The 17,427-nt window shown below is 60.6% G+C and carries 15 protein-coding genes; 8 read left to right on the forward strand and 7 right to left on the reverse strand.

Features of this window, described 5'->3' with window-relative positions; all coding sequences use genetic code 11:
* The first annotated feature begins 24 nt into the window (after positions 1-24).
* The 4 genes from Q8X51_RS06630 to Q8X51_RS06645 all read left to right on the forward strand — a co-directional run bounded on the left by Q8X51_RS06630 (position 25) and on the right by Q8X51_RS06645 (position 3,471).
* Entirely contained in the window at positions 25-1,836 is a 1,812-nt protein-coding gene (locus Q8X51_RS06630) for a penicillin-binding protein activator (RefSeq protein WP_027604768.1), read from the forward strand.
* On the forward strand, positions 1,836-2,207 hold the full coding sequence (locus Q8X51_RS06635; RefSeq protein ID WP_065924262.1) for a YraN family protein: 372 nt from the start codon (positions 1,836-1,838) through the stop codon (positions 2,205-2,207). Before Q8X51_RS06630 ends, Q8X51_RS06635 begins: the two co-directional genes overlap by 1 nt.
* Before the next feature lie 92 nt (positions 2,208-2,299).
* Positions 2,300-2,893 (forward strand): phosphoheptose isomerase, encoded by a 594-nt coding sequence (locus Q8X51_RS06640; protein ID WP_007904374.1) that lies wholly within the window; start codon positions 2,300-2,302, stop codon positions 2,891-2,893.
* The gene (locus Q8X51_RS06645) at positions 2,890-3,471 is read left to right on the forward strand and encodes a BON domain-containing protein (protein ID WP_027604770.1); all 582 of its coding nucleotides are present in this window, start codon (positions 2,890-2,892) and stop codon (positions 3,469-3,471) included. The genes Q8X51_RS06640 and Q8X51_RS06645 overlap by 4 nt, the downstream gene beginning before the upstream one ends.
* A 68-nt stretch (positions 3,472-3,539) precedes the next feature.
* On the opposite strand, the gene Q8X51_RS06650 is transcribed toward Q8X51_RS06645, so the two are convergent.
* From Q8X51_RS06650 to Q8X51_RS06665, 4 genes are all read right to left on the reverse strand, one after another.
* Positions 3,540-4,313, reverse strand: a complete 774-nt coding sequence (locus Q8X51_RS06650) for an OmpA family lipoprotein (RefSeq protein WP_027604771.1) — start codon at positions 4,311-4,313, stop codon at positions 3,540-3,542.
* 214 nt (positions 4,314-4,527) lie between these two features.
* Complete coding sequence (locus Q8X51_RS06655; protein ID WP_407693136.1) at positions 4,528-5,172, reverse strand: MBL fold metallo-hydrolase; 645 nt, start codon at positions 5,170-5,172, stop codon at positions 4,528-4,530.
* A 161-nt stretch (positions 5,173-5,333) separates the two neighbouring features.
* Positions 5,334-6,113 carry a hypothetical protein gene (locus tag Q8X51_RS06660; protein WP_065949005.1) on the reverse strand — a complete coding sequence of 260 codons (780 nt, stop codon included), beginning with the start codon at positions 6,111-6,113 and terminating at the stop codon, positions 5,334-5,336.
* Positions 6,092-7,123: a hypothetical protein gene (locus Q8X51_RS06665; protein WP_407693135.1), complete on the reverse strand. Its 1,032-nt coding sequence runs from the start codon at positions 7,121-7,123 to the stop codon at positions 6,092-6,094. The genes Q8X51_RS06660 and Q8X51_RS06665 overlap by 22 nt, the downstream gene beginning before the upstream one ends.
* Positions 7,124-7,468: 345 nt before the next feature.
* Between Q8X51_RS06665 and Q8X51_RS06670 the strand changes: the two genes are divergently transcribed.
* The 4 genes from Q8X51_RS06670 to Q8X51_RS06685 are packed head-to-tail and all read left to right on the forward strand — an operon-like array spanning position 7,469 to position 10,914.
* A complete protein-coding gene (locus Q8X51_RS06670; RefSeq protein WP_027604773.1) occupies positions 7,469-8,059 on the forward strand; it encodes a paraquat-inducible protein A in 591 nt (196 codons plus the stop codon).
* Positions 8,056-8,700 (forward strand): paraquat-inducible protein A, encoded by a 645-nt coding sequence (locus Q8X51_RS06675; RefSeq protein ID WP_065924266.1) that lies wholly within the window; start codon positions 8,056-8,058, stop codon positions 8,698-8,700. Before Q8X51_RS06670 ends, Q8X51_RS06675 begins: the two co-directional genes overlap by 4 nt.
* Entirely contained in the window at positions 8,681-10,336 is a 1,656-nt protein-coding gene (locus Q8X51_RS06680) for a PqiB family protein (RefSeq protein WP_065924267.1), read from the forward strand. Before Q8X51_RS06675 ends, Q8X51_RS06680 begins: the two co-directional genes overlap by 20 nt.
* Before the next feature lie 17 nt (positions 10,337-10,353).
* On the forward strand, positions 10,354-10,914 hold the full coding sequence (locus Q8X51_RS06685; protein WP_065924268.1) for a PqiC family protein: 561 nt from the start codon (positions 10,354-10,356) through the stop codon (positions 10,912-10,914).
* Between the two features lie 12 nt (positions 10,915-10,926).
* Here Q8X51_RS06685 and Q8X51_RS06690 read toward each other — a convergent pair whose 3' ends face one another.
* The 3 genes from Q8X51_RS06690 to Q8X51_RS06700 all read right to left on the reverse strand — a co-directional run bounded on the left by Q8X51_RS06690 (position 10,927) and on the right by Q8X51_RS06700 (position 17,166).
* Positions 10,927-13,656 carry a LuxR C-terminal-related transcriptional regulator gene (locus Q8X51_RS06690; RefSeq protein WP_407693134.1) on the reverse strand — a complete coding sequence of 910 codons (2,730 nt, stop codon included), beginning with the start codon at positions 13,654-13,656 and terminating at the stop codon, positions 10,927-10,929.
* A 241-nt stretch (positions 13,657-13,897) separates the two neighbouring features.
* Positions 13,898-15,262, reverse strand: coding sequence for a DUF1329 domain-containing protein (locus tag Q8X51_RS06695; protein WP_065924270.1), 1,365 nt, complete (start codon positions 15,260-15,262; stop codon positions 13,898-13,900).
* Between the two features lie 29 nt (positions 15,263-15,291).
* The gene (locus Q8X51_RS06700; RefSeq protein ID WP_065938548.1) at positions 15,292-17,166 is read right to left on the reverse strand and encodes a DUF1302 domain-containing protein; all 1,875 of its coding nucleotides are present in this window, start codon (positions 17,164-17,166) and stop codon (positions 15,292-15,294) included.
* Positions 17,167-17,427 lie beyond the last annotated feature (261 nt).

A 17,427-nucleotide genomic window follows, 5' to 3' on the forward strand; every position in this document is an offset into this window, starting at 1 on the left:
TTGATCGGTATCAGGAACACTTACATGATCGCTTGCCTGCGGCTGCTCTCCGCCCTCTGCCTCGCTGCCTTACTGGCCGCTTGCGCCAGCTCGCCCTCGTCCAGCCTTGGCGACCTTCCACGGACCCCGGACGCCAGTATCGAGCAACTGCTCGAACAGGCCACCACCGCCAAGACGCCAGAAAAGGCCGCGTTGCTGCGCCTGAGTGCGGCAGACATGGCCTACCGCCAGAACAACCCTGGCCGCTCGTCGCAGATTCTTGCGCAAGTGTCCCTGGATGTCCTCAAGCCAGCCGCGCAAGTCTTTGCCAGCACCCTGGCTGCCGAATTGGCCATGACGCGCAACCAGCCCAAGGCCGCGTTGACCGCCTTGAACCATCCGAGCCTGCAAAGCCTGAAGGAGCTGCCGACCGAACAGCAGATTCGCACTGGCACCGTGCACGCCCGCGCTTATGAAGCCGATGGCCAGACCCTGGCCGCTGCCCGCGAGCGCGTCGCCATGGCGCCACTGCTCAGCGGCGATGCCGCCAAAAGCAATCACGAAGCCATCTGGACCTTGATTGCCGCACTGCCTGCGGAACAACTGCAAGCCAGCGGCAACCCGACCCTGGACGGCTGGATTACCCTGGCCCAAGCGGTCAAGGGCGCCGGTACGCTTGAGCAACAGCAGGCCGCCATAGACACCTGGCGCGCACAGAACCCGGGCCACCCGGCCGCCGTGCAACTGCCAACCCCGCTGACCAAGCTCAAGGAGCTGGCCAGCCAGCCCTTGAACAAGATCGCCCTGCTGCTGCCCCAGGAAGGCCCGCTGGCCTCCGTCGGCAAGGCCCTGCGCGAAGGTTTCATGGCGGCGCACTACCAGGCTGAACAAGCCGGGCAGAAGCCACCGGTCATCGAGTTCTATGACAGCTCGCGCCTGGCCTCCATCGACGACTTCTATGCCAAGGCCCAGGCTGCAGGCGTGCAATTGGTAGTTGGTCCGCTGGAGAAGCCATTGGTCAAGCAGCTCAGCACGCGCCCTCAGCTACCGATCACCACGCTGGCGTTGAACTACAGCGAGACCGATCAGGGCCCGGCGCAATTGTTCCAGTTCGGCCTGGCCGCTGAAGACGAAGCCCGCGAAGTGTCGCGCCGCGCCCGTGCCGATGGCCTGCACCGCGCCGCTGCCATGGTGCCCCGTGGCGAGTGGGGCGAGCGTGTCTACAAGGCCTTCCGCCAGGATTGGGAAGCCAACGGTGGCACGGTTGTCGGTGTCGAGTATGTCGACCAGCCGGTCGCCCTCGCCCAGCAAATTGCCGACCTGTTCCAACTGCGTAAAAGCGAAGGCCGCGCCAAGAGCCTGCAAAGCACAGTGGGCACAGACGTAGCGGCACAGCCGTCACGTCGCCAGGACATCGAGTTCATCTTCCTGGCCGTTACCCCGCAACTGGCCCAGCAGATCAAGCCGACCCTGAACTTCCAGTACGCCGGTGATGTGCCGGTGTACGCCACGTCCCACGTATTCAGCGCCAGCGGTGACAAGAACCAGTACCTGGACATGACCAACGTGATGTTCTGCGAAACCCCTTGGCTGCTCAACACCACCGACCCGCTGCGTAACCAGGTTGCCGCACAATGGCCGCAAGCCAATGGCAGCCTTGGCCGCCTGTATGCGATGGGCGTCGACGCCTACCGCCTGGCCCCGCGCCTGGGCCAGTTGAAGGCACTGCCGGATACACGCATTGACGGCCTCTCGGGCAACCTGGGCATCAGCACCAACCAGCGCGTCGATCGCCAGATGCCATGGGCGAAGTTCGTTGGTGGCGAGATCCAGCGCCTGCCGGACACCCCGCGCTGATGCCGGAGCGGTCTACTGCACAAAGCGGCAAGGATGCCGAACTTCAAGCATTGAAACACTTGCAACAACAGGGTCTGCGCCTGCTGGCGCAGAACTGGTTGTGTAAACGCGGCGAGCTTGATCTGGTCATGCTTGACGGCGATACAGTAGTATTCGTCGAAGTCCGCTACAGAAAACACGCACAATGGGGTGGCGCGCTCGCCAGTATCGACGGGCGCAAGCGTCAGAAGCTGATACTCGCTGCGCAGTTTTTCCTGCAAGAAGAGCATCGCTGGGCCGATGCCCCCTGCCGTTTCGATGTGGTTGCCATGGAAAGCACACCGTCTGGTCAGGTTGATCTGAACTGGCTGCAAAATGCCTTCGACAGCTGATTCACCGGACATCTTCACCACACACTTTTGCTCTTTGCTTTGCGGGCTGCACATTCCTGTGCCAAACAGCCGCGCTACTTAAGGTCACACAGATGGACATGCAATCCAGAATTCGCCAGCTTTTCCAGGCCAGCATCGACACCAAGCAACAGGCGATGGACGTACTTGCACCGCACATCGAGCAAGCCAGTCAGGTCATGGTCAATGCCTTGCTCAACGAAGGCAAAATGCTTTCGTGCGGCAACGGCGGTTCGGCCGGCGATGCCCAGCATTTTTCGTCCGAGCTGCTCAACCGCTTCGAACGTGAGCGCCCGAGCCTGCCGGCCATCGCCTTGACCACCGATTCGTCGACGATCACCTCGATCGCCAACGACTACAGCTACAACGAAATCTTCTCCAAGCAGATCCGCGCCCTGGGCCAACCAGGCGATGTGCTGCTGGCGATCTCCACCAGCGGCAACTCGGCGAATATTATTCAAGCGATCCAGGCCGCACATGATCGCGAAATGATTGTCGTAGCATTGACCGGACGCGACGGCGGCGGCATGGCCTCGCTGCTGCTGCCCGAAGATGTGGAGATTCGCGTCCCGGCCAATGTCACCGCACGTATTCAGGAAGTCCACCTGCTGGCGATCCATTGCCTGTGCGATCTGATCGACAGCCAACTGTTTGGGAGTGAAGAATGACCGTTAACCGCCTCGGCCTTTTGGCCATTACGTTGTGCCTCGGCATCAGCGGCTGCAGCACGGCAATCACTGCGACACGTGACACCCCTATTCAGGATGACAAGGGCACCCGCACCTTCGGCAGCAAGATTGACGACTCGCTGATCGAAACCAAGGTCGAAGTCAACATTGCCAAAGCCGCCACGGACCTGGGCAACGGTGCTTCACGCATCGTCGTGACCAGCTTCAACGGCGTGGTACTGCTCGCAGGCCAAACGCCACGCGCCGACCTCAAGGCCCAGGCCGAACAGGCAGCCTCGGCCGTACAGCGGGTCAAGAAGGTCCACAACGAATTGCAGGTCATGGACCCGATCACCCTGCTGGCCATCAGCAACGATGCCCTGCTGACGACCAAGATCAAGGCACAGATGCTGACCGACAACGCGATTCCCGGCTCGCGGATCAAAGTGGTCACCGATAACGGCATCGTCTACCTGATGGGCCTGCTGACGCAGGCGGAAGCCACGCGCGCAGCCAACCTGGTGCAGGGCGTATCCGGCGTGCAGAAGATCGTCAAGGTGTTCGAGTACATCGATTGATGTAAGCGCCAGCCATAAAAAAGGGCGCCATGCATTCACTGCATGGCGCCCTTTTTAGTGACCCGCGTTTATTGGTATTGCTGGTACGGGTTGCCCTGGAACTGGTTGTTCTGCTGCGGCGCTTGCTGCTGCGCGCCAGGCTGGCCGTACTGCTGGCCGGGGATCGGGCCGAGGTTCACTTCTACGCGACGGTTCTGTGCACGACCGTTCACGTCGGCGTTGCTGGCTATCGGGTTATCCGGGCCGGCACCGCGTGCGCTGAGGTTGGCACCATTAACGCCTTGGGAGGTCAGGTAGTTGGCCACGCTCTGGGCACGGCGCTGCGACAGGTCCATGTTCAGTTGGCGGCTGCCGGTGCTGTCGGTGTAACCGACGATCTGGATGGTGTTCTGGTTGAACTGCTTGAGGGAGTTGGCCAGGTTGTTCAGCGGCTGGTAGAAGCTGCTGGAGATCGCGTCCGAGTTGGTGGCGAAGGTGATGTTACCCGGCATGATCAGCTTGATCTGGTCGCCCTGGCGCTGAACTTCAACCCCGGTATTGGCCATGCTCTCACGCAGTTTCTTTTCCTGCTGGTCGGCGTAGTAGCCGTAACCCGCGGCGCCGGCACCCGCAACCACTGCGCCGATCAGCGCGCCCTTGCCACGGTTGTTATGGTCGATGGCAGCACCCGCCAATGCACCGGCCAGGGCACCCAGGCCACCGTACTTGGCGGTCTTGCTCATACCGCTGGATTCATTATTCGCCTGTCCCTGGCTGCCACCGCCATAAGGATTAGGTGAAGCGCAGCCGGACAACAGGGCTACGGCGGTAGCGACAACAAGCAGACGACGCGGAGTGAACATGAAGGGAGCTCCTACTTTTGCATTCTGTGGTGCAAAGGACATTGGCAATGGACCCGTGCCGAGTTTGGAACACGACAAACGGTAAAAATTCCGTGGGCGCGCCCAGAGCTGTAACAAAACATTCGGGTCTTGCGTTGCTACAGAAACCGTAGCAGACACATGCTGAACGCGGCCTGAGTTTTTGCTACAGCGGGTTGCCGTTCGAACCATTGCTTCACGCCCGCACAAATGGGTTCTCACGCATCTCGTCACCCAGGCGCGTGTCCGGGCCATGGCCGGTCACCACCGTCGCGCCTTCATCCAGCGTGTAGAGCCGTTGCTTGATCGAACGCACGATCGTCGCCTGGTCCCCACCCCACAAATCCGTACGCCCAACACCGCGCCGAAACAGCGTGTCCCCGGCAATCAGCAGCCTGGCATCGGCAAACCAGAAGCTCATCGAGCCTGGCGTGTGCCCCGGTGTATGGAGCGCCACACCGCACCCACAAGCCAACGCCTCATCATCGGCCAGCCAGCGATCCGGCGACGGCACCGGCGTGTAGGGCACACCAAACATCTGGCACTGCATCTCCAGGTTGTCCCAGAGAAAATGGTCTTCCTTGTGCAGGTGCAGGGTTGCACCGGTCTTTTCCTTCAATTGCCCCGAGGCCAGGAAGTGATCGAGATGGGCATGGGTGTGGATGATGCTCACCACTTTCAGGCCCAGGGCATCGAGGCGCGCCAGGATCAGTTCATGATTGCCACCCGGGTCGACCACGATGGCCTTCTTGGTGATGGGGTCGCCAATGATCGTGCAGTTGCACTGCAACGGGCCGACCGGGAAGGTTTCGCGGATCAGCGTGGGCTTTTCGGCTTCCATGGGTGCTCCTATAAAGCGAATGGCACATTTTTGGCACTGTGTGAAAAGCGATGACGAGTGATGTCACCTGCTTTGTTTGTAAGCATCGAGCGCATGCCCGAGGAATGCGTTCATGTGCTCGCGGTCATGATCGTTGGCTGACAGTTTTTCAGAATGTGTTCCTATTGGATTGGTGGCTGTAATCCGAAGCTCAATGTAAGACGCTCGATATAGTCCCCCAGGGCGCCTTTCAGTCCGATGGACTTGAGATCGATCTCTTCGTTCGCCAAGAGCGCCAGAAACGCCCTCATGTCGGTCTGAATGCTTTCCGGCAGGTCGATGGGGTCATCCGTCAATTGGCCGCTCAGATTCAGTACGTCATTTCGATGTTTTTTGATGTTCTTGCTGTCGACCTGTTCGCCAGCCTCCTTTCGCGCTGACAAATTGAGCCAAGCGTGCGCCTTGAGTGGGATCAGCCGGTCGGCGCCGATGAAGGTCAGAACGTCATTGCGCTGCCGGCCCTCAAGCAGGAAATGGTAGTAGGGGTCATCGAGCAAGATGGCGGACAGGCTTGATACCGATTCGTCTGTAGGAATAGAGGTCAGCGTCGCGTCCGCCGGGAGCGCGACACCCTCGGGAGCACGCGAGAACAATTCGATCTGGACGGGATAGGCCTCGTCCTCGGGGTGCTGGAACCGATAGAAAACAGGCCGCTGACCGTCAATCCCACCAACCTGCCGGATGGCGTACCGTCCGGCACGTATGAAGGCCCAGAACGCCCCGGCAAACTCGGCATTGAGCGCTTCGATAACCAGCACGATATCGAGATCCTTGGTTGCGCGGAACGATTGGCCCGCCGCATCCATCGTGAGCCAGGAGGCAACACCGCCAATCAGCACATACTGATCACGAAAATCGCTGAAGTGTTGTCCGAATACGTCTAGTCCTCTGATTTCAGCCAAGTCACTGCCTCCTTAAGTTCATCTAAAGCCAACTGGACACGTTCGTCCGGGACGTTTTCCAAGCTCAGAAGCAATGACGCTTCATCTGCGATGTTTTTTCCTTCCTTTAGGCTTCGATAAGACCATATCTCCACCCATGCCCGGATCTCATCAACCGAGTCGGTTACCTTGAATGCCAGTTCCTGGACCATGTCGTCGAACTGCTTTTTGGTCATTCCAAAAACCGGTTGTATGGGACCCGCCAGCATCGTGCATTTGGCCAGAGCGGTCTCGCCCGCGAGAAATACGCCGCCGCCTGTATGAAGCACTCGGTCGATCGCAACCTTCCGTTTAACGGGAGAGCGCATAAAGGGGCGAACATTTTTGAAGACGCTGGCCGGAGGTGCACCGAACGAATAGCAATTTTTGAACCCCTGACTTTGTGCAGGATGGACGATGCCCAGCTTCAGCAACTGATCGATCACTTTGGCAAGTGTGACGCGGCTGTATTTGAAACCGTTCATGATGCCGTTGGAGTTGAAGATCGTATCGCTGTCCCATCCCTCATACAGGCGAGCCAAGACCATCGCTTGTGCAGCAGGAAGAAGGGCTGAAACGTCTTCCTCGTTTCGGCGCGTCCGAACGGTTTCGCGCAGGTCCATCGCCAACTCTGGGATGAACATCTGATAGCCAGGCTGGATGAAATTGATGTTGTTGGCGATCAGGCTACGCCGCTCCGGCACCGACAGTGACTGGCATACGTACACAACCACCTTGTCCGTGGTTTTTTGTACCTGAGCGATGTGCTTCCCAAGCGTTACAGATCCCGGGTACTTATTTTCCACTGGAAGCAGTAGGAGCATCGGTAGCGTTTGTTTCGCCTTCGGCCCGACCATAAGGGCCAGATAGACGAGTTTGTAGGCATCCTTGATATGAAAGGGAACCTTCAGGCCTGAGGCTGCTTGAAGGTGCGCTTCCAAGCCCACAGTGGATTCGAGGTAACCCTTGATATCATCCAGTAAAACCGGCATTTCACGCCACCTTGTTAACCACTTTTTTACACCGTAAACCATGGCGATTAACAAGTCAAAAAAGTGGTTAACACTGCAGGAGGATTACCCACCCGGTCCTCTGTAGATCAACGTGAGGGCCAGTCACTCGTCATTGCAGTTGCACTGCAACGGGCCGACCGGGAAGGTTTCGCGGATCAGCGCGGTTTTTTCAATATTCATCGATGCTCCTGCGGGCGCTATGGCATATTCCGCACAGTATGGTTGACGCGGTGCCAGACCTGAAGAGCAGCGACTGCTAAGCTTGCCCACGCCATCGAAAAACAACCCAGGCCCCCGCCACCGTGCCGCGTTGGAGCGATCCCCATGGCGAATCAACTGATCATCTGCGAGCACTGCGACTGTGTGTACGAAAAAGTCACGCTCGCCAAACATCAAAAAGCCCACTGCATACGTTGCGCAGGCGTGCTCCAGCGCTACAACGGCCTGACCGTGCAACAGCGTCTCGCCCTGACGCTGACGGCTGCGGTGCTGTGGACGTTCGCCAATTTCTATCCCGTGATGAGTATCAGCCTGCAAGGCCTGAAAAGCAGCGCCACGCTATGGGACTCGGTGGTAGCGCTGAGCCTGGGGCCGATCACGTTTATCGCGTTGGTGGCGGCCATTTCCATCATCATCGCGCCAGTGTTCCAGTTACTGCTGCTGATGTGGGTCTTGAGCTTCGCCCTCGCGGGCAAGCGCTCACCGGCGTTCCGATTGTGCATGCGTTGGCTGGAGGCACTCAGGCCCTGGAGCATGCTGGAGGTGTGTCTGCTCGGGGCAATGGTGGCGGTGTTCAAGCTGGCCGGCATGCTTGATGTGATCCCCGGCACCGGCCTGTTTGCCCTGGCCGTACTCAGCCTGTTGCTGATCCGCATTGCCGGGCGTGATGTGCGCGACCTGTGGGACAGCGTATGAGCACACCGCCGACGGCCAGCGAGCTCGGCCTGTGCCTCTGTCACAGCTGCGGATTGTCCTGCGACATGCGCGACGGGCCGAACGAATGCGAGCGCTGCGGCGCGCCCTTGCACCGGCGCAAGGTCAGTTCCCTGACGCGCACCTGGGCCTACATGCTCACCGCGCTGGCGTTCTATGTGCCGGCCAATCTCCTGCCGGTGATGAACACCACCATGCTCGGCTCGGGGGCGGACAGTACTATCATGAGTGGGGTGTTGGAGTTCTGGCAGCACGGCGCGTGGGACATTGCGCTGATTATTTTCATCGCCAGCATCGCAGTGCCCGGCATCAAGTTTGTGTCCCTGGCCCTGCTGCTGGTCACCGTGCAGCGCAATAGCCTTTGGGCACGCAAGGAACGTTCGAAGCTGTTCCGCTTCGTCGAACTGATTGGCTACTGGTCGATGCTGGATGTCATCGTGGTCGCGCTGGTGGCCGCACTGGTGAAGTTCCAGGCCCTGGGCACCATCGAGCCGCGCCTGGGTATCCTGTTTTTCGGCCTGGTGGTGGTGTTTACCATGCTGGCCGCCATGAGCTTCGACCCGAGGCTGATCTGGGAAACCCCACACAACAAGGAGACCGCGGATGACGTCACATCCCACTGACACCCCGCAAGCCCCAGGATCGCCTGCAATCAAGACACGGCGCTTCAGCGTTTCGCTGGTGTGGATCGTGCCGATCGTCGCGGTGCTGGTGGGGATTTCGCTGGTGGTACACAGCGTCCTCCAACAGGGCCCGACCATCACCCTCAATTTCAAGACCGGCAGCGGTCTGATCGCGAACAAAACCGAGGTCAAGTACCGCAACGTGGTGATCGGCCAGGTGACCGACGTCGCCTTGAGCGACGACCAGAAAAGCGTCAACGCCACGGTTCAACTGGCCAAGCAGGCCGAAAGCTTCACCCGCGCCGATTCGCAGTTCTGGGTGGTACGCCCGCGTATCGGCGCCGGCGGCGTATCCGGCATCGACACCCTGCTCTCCGGCGACTACATAGGTGCCGACATCGGCCAATCGGAGACCCGTGCCAAGCAGTTCAAAGGCCTGGAAAACCCGCCGCCCATCACCTACGGCGAACCGGGCAAGCGTTTCACGCTGCACACGCAGACCCTCGGTTCGCTGGATATCGGCTCACCGGTGTACTACCGCAAAATCGAGGTCGGCCAGGTGGTGGCCTACGAGTTGGATGCCGAAGGCAAGGGTGTCAATGTCGAGGTGTTCGTGCATGCGCCCAATGATGCCTATGTCACCGAAAACACGCGTTTCTGGAATGCCAGCGGGGTTGACCTGAGCGTCGGCGCCAATGGCTTCGCGCTGAAGACCGAATCGCTTTCGTCCATGCTGGTCGGTGGTATCGCCTTTCGGGCGCCGCCGTACAGCCCCAACGACAAACCGGCCGACGAGGCACGTACCTTTGAGCTCTTCGACGACCAGGACAGCGCCCTCGCCCCACCCAATGGCGAGGGGCAATACATGGCCCTGCGCTTCGACCAGGCATTGCGCGGGCTCAAGGTCGGGGCGCCGGTGGAGTTCCTCGGCGTCGAGTTTGGCAAAGTGGTATCGATCAACCTCGACTTCGATGCCAATAAACGCAGCTTCCCACTCAACGTCGGTATCGTGATCTATCCACAGTTGCTCGGACAGGCCCACACCAAACTGCTCAAGGTCATGAACCATGACCCCAACGATGAGGCCGCCGGCGTACGGCTGATCGGCTCGTTCATCGAAAATGGCCTGCGCGCCCAGGCACGCAGCGGCAACCTGTTGACCGGCCAGTTATACATCGCGCTGGACTTCTACCCGAAAGCCGAGAAGGTCAAATTTGACCCCAGCCTGCGCCCGGTCAGCATTCCAACCATTCCCGGCAACCTCGAGCAACTGCAGGAAAAACTCGAGAGCATCGTCAACAAGATCAACCAACTGCCGATCGAACGTATTGCCGGCAACCTCGACAGCAACCTGGTCGAGCTGCGCAAAGGCCTGACCCAATTCAATGCCAAGACCCTGCCCGGCGTGCAGAACACCCTGGCTGACGTGAGCAAGACCCTGCAATCGGCCAGTTCCACCCTGGCCGAGGATTCACCGCAGCGCGAGCAGTTGACCCAGACCCTGGATGAACTGGGGCGCATGTCGCGCTCCCTGCGCGAACTGTCGGACTACCTGGGCCGTCACCCGGAATCGCTGATTCGCGGCCGTCCCGACAACGCCGCGCCCCTGGACCTGCAAGGACCACCGCGCAAATGACCCCTGGAGCAAACGCCATGACGTTTCCGTTGAAAATCACAGTGGTCGGCATGCTGCTGTTGCTGGCGGCGTGCAGCAGTACTCCGATTACCTTTCATACGCTGACACCGGCGCACTGGAATACGGCCACTGGGGCCGACGCGGGCAGCATCCGGATTGAAAGCATCACCGTTCCCCCCCAGGTCGACCGACCGCAGATTGTGATCCGCCAGGGCGACAGTGGCGTGGCGATCCTGGAAACCCAGTGGTGGGCCGCGAGCCTCGCGGATGAGCTGAGGAGTGCGCTGGTGGACCAACTGGCCAACAGCAACCCTCGACAATCGATGTTGTTGCGTCTTGAAGTGCAGCGCTTTGACTCCGTACCCGGCCAGTACGCGCTGCTCGACGTCAAATGGCGCCTGCGCCCGGCCGGGGGCACCGAGCGCCCACCGCTGACCTGCCGGACCACGTTGCAGTCGCCCGCCGGGCCGAGCATCGACAACGTGGTGCTCGCCCATCAAAACAATCTCAAGCGCTTTGCCGCGCAGGTCAGCCAGGCGGTCGACAGGTCAACCGGCCAGTGCCCGCCGGCACCGTAAACCGCCCGGCACTTACGCTAGCAAGCCCATCGCCTTGGCTCGCGCCACGGCCTGGGTGCGTCGCTCGACCCCAAGTTTGCTGTTGATGTGGCTGGCGTGGGTCTTGACGGTGTGCAGGGAGATAAACAGCTGGTTGCTGATTTCCTGGTTGGAGCAGCCTTGGGCGATCAGTTGCAGGACCGCCAGCTCGCGCGTGCTCAGGATTTCGTGGCCAGTCGTGACCTCGGGCGTCACGACCGCCGGGAGAAGCGCGAGCAGGCTCTGGTGCAACACACCTTGCGGGTCCTTGCCCAATTGCTCACGCATCCAGTCCGGATGCCCGTCCAACAAGCGCTGGAACGGCTGTAACGCGCCCCCGGCGCCCGCCTCAAGCGCCTGGGCCAGCACCGGCCGCGCCCTGGTTTCCTGACCGCACTCGAGCAGCAACTGGGCCTGCTGGGTCAGCGCCATCAGGGCAATCATCTGGCGCCCGCTGTCGTGGGCCTGTTGCGCCAGTGCTTCGAGCCGCTCCAGCGCCGCCTGGGGCTGATGGCGCACGGCATCGAGGGCGGCTTGTTGCAGCCCGACATGTTGCGGCAAGTGCGGGTGGAATTCCGGTGCAGCGGCGGCCTGTTCGCCGTGGTAAGTCTGCCCCAGGCGCATCAGCCAGGCATCCGCCAGGTCGGTGCGACCCTGGGCCAGCCACAGTTCGCATTTGATCAGGGTAATCATCGCCAGGTAGTAGATCGGCGGCACATCCCAGATATGCATCAGGCGCTCGGCTTCGGCGAGTTCGGCGAAGGCTTTGGGAAAGTCATGGCGTCGCCCTTCGAAGCTGGCGATCACGCAATGGCCGATCAGCACGCTGATATCGCGACAGGCTCGCGCCTCGGCCAGGCCTGCGCGCAGGAGGGCAATGCCGGTTTCGGGCTGGTTGCGCATCAACAGCAAATAGCCTTCGTAGAGCGACAGCCGCGCACGCACCGCATACAGTCGCTGCGGTGCCAGGCCGTGCAGGCGCTGCAGGCCCTGGCGCACCTCATCGAGGGCGCGCAGGATTTCGCCACGGGCCTGCAGCACCCGTGCACGGTCGTAATGGGCCAGGGCTTCGAACAGCGGGTTGCCGACGCGCTGCGCCAGTTCCAGGGATTCGCGGTTCAGGCCACGGGCGCGCCACAAATCGCCATCGGCAATGGCCAGGTTGGACAGGGTCGACAGGCACACCAGGCGCTGGCCGTAACGCCGTTGCGGCAGGCTGTCCAACGCCTCGCTGCAATAGCGCTGCGTCCATTCACGGTCACCTCGACCGCGGGCGATAATCCCGCTCAGCGCCAGCCACTGGGCCAGCATCGAGCGCTGTGCGGTAGCCGAGGGTGCCGGCAGGAAGCGACTGAGGTACGCGGACAGCTCCTGCGCCGCATCCAACTGGCAGGCCAGTGCCAACGCCCAGCTGTACAGCACAATCAGGCGCGGCGTGCTGATCAGCAGGCTGTCGGGCAAGTCCATTTTCCAGCGCAGCAACATGCCGACATTCTGCTCGGCCAGCAGTTGTTCTTCGGACAGGTTCTGCACCAGGTTGGCCGCCACGTCGAGGTGCCCGGCGCGCAATGCCTGCTCCACCGCCTCGTCGATCAAGCCCTGGGCGTTGAACCAGCGGCACGCGCGCAGATGCAGGCTGGCGGCCGGCAAGACATTGCTGCTCGCGCGGCGGGTGCGCAGCAGGTCGGAGAACAAATGGTGATAACGGTACCAGTGCCCCTGCTCGTCCAGGGGCACCAGGAACACTTGGTGGGCTTGCAGGTAGCGCAGGATCTCGGCGCTGTCATGGGCTTCGCGCACGGCATCGCACAGCTCGCTGCAAAAACGCTCCTGGGGCGCGGTGTCGAACAGGAACGCCTGCACTTCGGGAGGCAGGCAGTCGATCACTTCTTCCAGCAGGTAGTCGCGGATCAGCCCTTCCCCACCGTGCAGGCTTTGCGGCAAGGCGCCCTCATTGCCGGCTTCGGAAGCCGCCAGCAGCCAAAATCGCAGGCCGGCCACCCAGCCTTCGCTGCGGCGGATGAGGTTGTCGAGGGCTTCACCACTCAAGGAACTGCTGTGGCGATCCAGCAACGCCTGGGATTCGGCATGGGTCAGGCGTAGGTCTTGCTCGTGCAACTCCAGCAAATGCCGTGACAACCGCAAGCGCGCCAGATGCCAGTCCGGGCGCTGGCGACTGGTGACCAGCACCACCAGGCCATCGGGCAAATGGTTGAGGAAAAATTGCAGGCAACGGTCCAGCACCGGTCCCTGGGCCAGATGGTAGTCATCCAGCACCAGTAATAATGGCGCACGGGTGGACAGGTGCACGGTCAGCTCATCGAGCAGGCCGTCGAGCCACTCTTCAAACGCAAAGGGTTGATGGCGCTGGCGCATTTTCAGCAAGCCCAGGGATTGGGTGCCGAGTGCCGGGAAGTAGTGCTGCAACCCTTCGAGAAGGCGCTCAAGAAAACGCCCTGGGTCGTTGTCCCGTGGGCTCAGGCCCAGCCACAGGCTGTGCCACTGAGCCGGCAGGCCCTGGCAGAACTCCACCGCCAACGAACTCTTGCCGAACCCGGCCGGTGCGCAGACCAGCAGCAACCGCCCCTCCAGGCCGGCGCCCAGCCGTTCACACAGGCGCGGGCGCAGCACGTAGCCATCAGGCAGCGGGGGCCTGTAGAAGCGACCTTCCAGGGTCGGGATTACCCGGCTGGCAGGCCCTTGGATTCGGGACAGATCAGTCATCGCCGGGCTCTTGTAGAAGGCTGTTGTCGGCATTGCAGATGTCCGCAGACTAGCGGTAAAAGCGGCGGGTTTGTAGATCTTTGCAACATTTGCCTGAAAAAGAACTGAGACAAGAAATATCGCCGCAAACAAAAAGTGGAAGGGGGCTTGCTCCCGATAGAGGCGGATCAGTCAATGCTGCGCTGACTGTCACATCGCTATCGGGGGCAAGCCCCCTCCCACCTTGAGTTACTCGTGCAGCTTAGCGAACACCGTCCTGGCGCAGGGCCGCCGGGGTGAAGTCGCTGGTGGTGGCGGTGAAGCCGAAGTCATAGGCCTGCTTCTCTTCGTTCTTCATGCCCAGGGCCAGGTAGCGGCCGGACTGCAGGTCGTAGAGGGTTTCCAGGGCGTACCACGGCACTTGCTTGTCGTAGTAGTTCTCGGCATGGGCTTCGGCGACACGCCACAGTTGGCCACGGCCGTCGTAGTGGTCGATCACTGCGGCTTGCCAGGTGTCTTCGTCGATGTAGAAGTCACGCTTGGCGTAGATGTGGCGCTGGCCTTCCTTCAAGGTCGCGACCACGTGCCAGACACGGCGCAGCTCGTAGCGTGCCAGGTCCTGGTTGATGTGGCCGGCCTTGATGATGTCGGCGTACTTGAGCTTCGGATCGTCGATCTTGTAGCTGTTGGAGGCGATGTAGATTTCCTTCTTGCCTTCCAGTTTCCAGTCGTAGCGGTCCGGCGCACCGTTGTACATGTCGAGGTTGTCGGAGGTACGCAGGCCGTCGGCGGCGGTACCCGGCCCGTCATAGGACACTTGCGGCGCCCGGCGCACACGGCGCTGGCCGGCGTTGTAGACCCACGCCGAACGCGGCTCCTTCACCTGGTCCAGGGTTTCGTGCACCAGCAGCACACCACCGGCCAGACGTGCCGGGGCGGTCACTTGCTGCTTGAAGTAGAACAGCACGTTACCCGGGTTCTTCGGGTCGAAGTCCTTCATCTTGTCGCGGAACACGAACTGGTCGCGGAAGTACACCAGGCTGTAGGAGCCGTTGGTTTGCGGCGTGGCCTGGGTCACCAGGCGGGTCACGCTGCCACCGCGATAACGGGTGATGTGGTTCCAGATGACTTCCACGCCGCTTTTCGGGATCGGGAACGGTATGGCGGTTTCGAAGTTTTCCAGGCCGTTGCCGCCAGACACGAGGTTGGTGGTGGTGGCGTTCTTCTTGATGGAGGCGAACACATCGGCCGGTACGGTAGCGCCGCGATGGGTCGGATAGACCGGCATCTTGAAGGTTTCCGGGTAACGCTTGAACATCGCGTACTGCCCCGGTGCCAGCTTGTCCTTGTACTGCTCGACGTTCTGCGCGGTGATGGTGAACTGCGGTTGCTCACTGGCGTACGGGTTGGCGAGGAAACCTTTGGCATCCACAGCGCCGGCGTTGGTCGGCATCGGCGACCATTTCGGGATGGTGCCGGCCGCGTTACCGGCCATTTCCGCGCCCATCGGCGTCAGGGTCGTGCCCAGCTTGGCGGCCTCATCCGCCGACACTGCCGCCATGACATTGCTCGCCAGGATCGACAGCCCAAGCACACCCACGTGCAACAGACTTTTGGTTATTTTCATGTTCTGGTCTTCCTGAAAATACAGTGTGCTTAGAAGTTGGCGCCGAAGCTCAGGGCGACGAAGTCGCGGTCACTTGAGGTGTTGAAGTCGCCACCAAAGAAGTTGGTGTAGGCAAGGCTCGCCGTGTAGGTGTTCTGATACTCAGCGTCCAACCCCAGGCTCACCGCTTTGCGGCCCTCTTCAAAGTTGCCACCAGGGCCTGGCGAATAACCACTCACGTCATGCGACCACGCCACGTTGGGCTTGAGGTTCACACCGGCAAAGACATCCGGGTACTCCCAGATTGCCCGGCCACGGTAGCCCCAGGACGTGGACGTGGTGAAACCATCATTATTGCAATTGGCAGTGCGGTTGCTGGCATCGGTGCCAGGGCCGGCCCCCGTGATCGTGCCGGAGTTAAGCGTTGCACAGAGAGCACCTTGTCCAGGGCCATACACCGGGTCACGTCCGTAACGCGCTTTGTCACGGCTTTCCAAGCCACCCACGTGCGTCACACCCACCTCGCCGACCAACGTCAGGCGGCTGGCACCCATGACTTGATCGAAAAAGTGCGTAAAGGTTGTCTGGAACTGAGTGATTTCCTTACGGCGATAGCCATTCAGATCGGTGTCGGCGGCGCCCTTGAGCGGAGAGGCTGCGCCCAGGCCGATCAGTGGCGTGACGCCTGCATACAGAATATCCGTGGTGTTGAGCTGCACCGGAGCGTTAGGACGGTAGCTGAGTTCGCCGCTCCATGCCGTACCGGTAGGCAACGTCGTGGAGAAACTCAAACCGTATAGACGGATGTCCTCGGGGTATTCAACAAAGTAACTGGAGTTGCCTGCGACGATGAGAGGGCGCAGGCCAACTGCCGGAGTAGGCGTCAAGGCATTGGCCGCTGCATAGGTTCCGGCTGACGCTCCGCGGGCACTGAAAATCGGTGCACGGCTGTGATAGTTCATGAAATAAGCGCCGAACTCGGTGTCCAGCGGTTCGTAGTTGTAGTGGAACGCCACGCCGAATTGGCCGCTGTCACGCGCATCGCGATCAGGCCCACGCTTAACCAGAACGCCCTCTTCGTTGACGTTGACCCCGAAGTTGTTCAGCAACGGCAGCGCGCCGGGTTGAGTCGCGAGAAACGAACGCTTGCTGAGCAGTCGAAGGTTGTCCGTGCAACCATCGGAAATAACATCAGGTTGAGAGAAGAACGTCCCACAGTTATCCGTGACGGTCTGGTCCCATTCCAGTTGATAGAACGCTTCTGCCGACAGGTTATCGGTCAGGGTTTGCGACACATAGAACATGTTGACCGGAATCAGGCCTTCCTTGATTTCGGCCCCCGGACGACGGAACGCGGACACGTCAATCGGGTTGATGGAGTTGATGCCGCCGCCGATGAATGTACTTTCACCCCAGCTCACTACCTGTTTACCGAACCGCACGTTGCCGGGCTGATCGGCAATGGAATAGTTATGGTAGATGAACGCATCGAGAATCTGCCCACCGGAAGACTTGGCGCCCTCCTTGCGGTTGTTGTCGCTGATGTCCTTGAACTCCCGACTTTCATCCTTGAGTTCGAAGTCATACCAGTACTTGCCGCGCACAAACACACCGGTATCGCCGTACTTCAGTTCCAGATCGTGGATACCCTTGAAGATCTTCGAGAACGTTTCGCCACGCTTGAAGTTCAAGTGGCCGTCATCGGAGGTCTGGGACAGCCCCTTGCCGCCGTTATTGACGCCGATAAGATCTCGGTCGGGCTTGGCCGTCGACCAGCTCGCCCCCACAGAAAGCGACGAGTCAAAACTCCCTTCGATTTCACCGATATTGAAACTGACGCCGAATGCGGGCCCGGCGAGCGTAGAGGCGAGACTGACGGCCAGGGGCAGTCTTGCCCGGCGCCAGAACTGGTTTACTGAGGTCATCGACGCTACTCCATGTGCATTATTGTTATGGCAGTGAGTTTGTTCTGTGATGCTTGTAACGGCCGGAATACAACGATTCCAATGCCGCCTGGCAACTGAACCTCCATGGCCCGAAGCGATGCATCCTTGAAAAACTCTGGGTGGGACTATAGCCAGCAGGGGGTATCGCTTGATCCCTCTAAAGTGTGATTTGCATCACCAACCCGTCTGCCACAGCCCTTTCGCCATGTCGGCGAAGGCCGACGCGGCAAGGATGGCTGA

The organism is Pseudomonas sp. Yb2C2 (assembly GCF_052112325.1).
GTDB classification, from domain to species: domain Bacteria; phylum Pseudomonadota; class Gammaproteobacteria; order Pseudomonadales; family Pseudomonadaceae; genus Aquipseudomonas; species Aquipseudomonas marginalis.

Excerpts from the sequence above, each read along its gene's own strand:
- Q8X51_RS06685 (WP_065924268.1), top strand. The coding sequence starts at position 10,354 with ATGACGTTTCCGTTGAAAATCACAGTGGTCGGCATGCTGCTGTTGCTG.
- Q8X51_RS06645 (WP_027604770.1), top strand. The coding sequence starts at position 2,890 with ATGACCGTTAACCGCCTCGGCCTTTTGGCCATTACGTTGTGCCTCGGC.
- Q8X51_RS06675 (WP_065924266.1), top strand. The coding sequence starts at position 8,056 with ATGAGCACACCGCCGACGGCCAGCGAGCTCGGCCTGTGCCTCTGTCAC.
- Q8X51_RS06680 (WP_065924267.1), top strand. The coding sequence starts at position 8,681 with ATGACGTCACATCCCACTGACACCCCGCAAGCCCCAGGATCGCCTGCA.
- Q8X51_RS06630 (WP_027604768.1), top strand. The coding sequence starts at position 25 with ATGATCGCTTGCCTGCGGCTGCTCTCCGCCCTCTGCCTCGCTGCCTTA.
- Q8X51_RS06670 (WP_027604773.1), top strand. The coding sequence starts at position 7,469 with ATGGCGAATCAACTGATCATCTGCGAGCACTGCGACTGTGTGTACGAA.
- Q8X51_RS06695 (WP_065924270.1), bottom strand. The coding sequence starts at position 15,262 with ATGAAAATAACCAAAAGTCTGTTGCACGTGGGTGTGCTTGGGCTGTCG.
- Q8X51_RS06650 (WP_027604771.1), bottom strand. The coding sequence starts at position 4,313 with ATGTTCACTCCGCGTCGTCTGCTTGTTGTCGCTACCGCCGTAGCCCTG.
- Q8X51_RS06635 (WP_065924262.1), top strand. The coding sequence starts at position 1,836 with ATGCCGGAGCGGTCTACTGCACAAAGCGGCAAGGATGCCGAACTTCAA.
- Q8X51_RS06655 (WP_407693136.1), bottom strand. The coding sequence starts at position 5,172 with ATGGAAGCCGAAAAGCCCACGCTGATCCGCGAAACCTTCCCGGTCGGC.
- Q8X51_RS06640 (WP_007904374.1), top strand. The coding sequence starts at position 2,300 with ATGGACATGCAATCCAGAATTCGCCAGCTTTTCCAGGCCAGCATCGAC.
- Q8X51_RS06665 (WP_407693135.1), bottom strand. The coding sequence starts at position 7,123 with ATGCCGGTTTTACTGGATGATATCAAGGGTTACCTCGAATCCACTGTG.
- Q8X51_RS06700 (WP_065938548.1), bottom strand. The coding sequence starts at position 17,166 with ATGACCTCAGTAAACCAGTTCTGGCGCCGGGCAAGACTGCCCCTGGCC.
- Q8X51_RS06690 (WP_407693134.1), bottom strand. The coding sequence starts at position 13,656 with ATGACTGATCTGTCCCGAATCCAAGGGCCTGCCAGCCGGGTAATCCCG.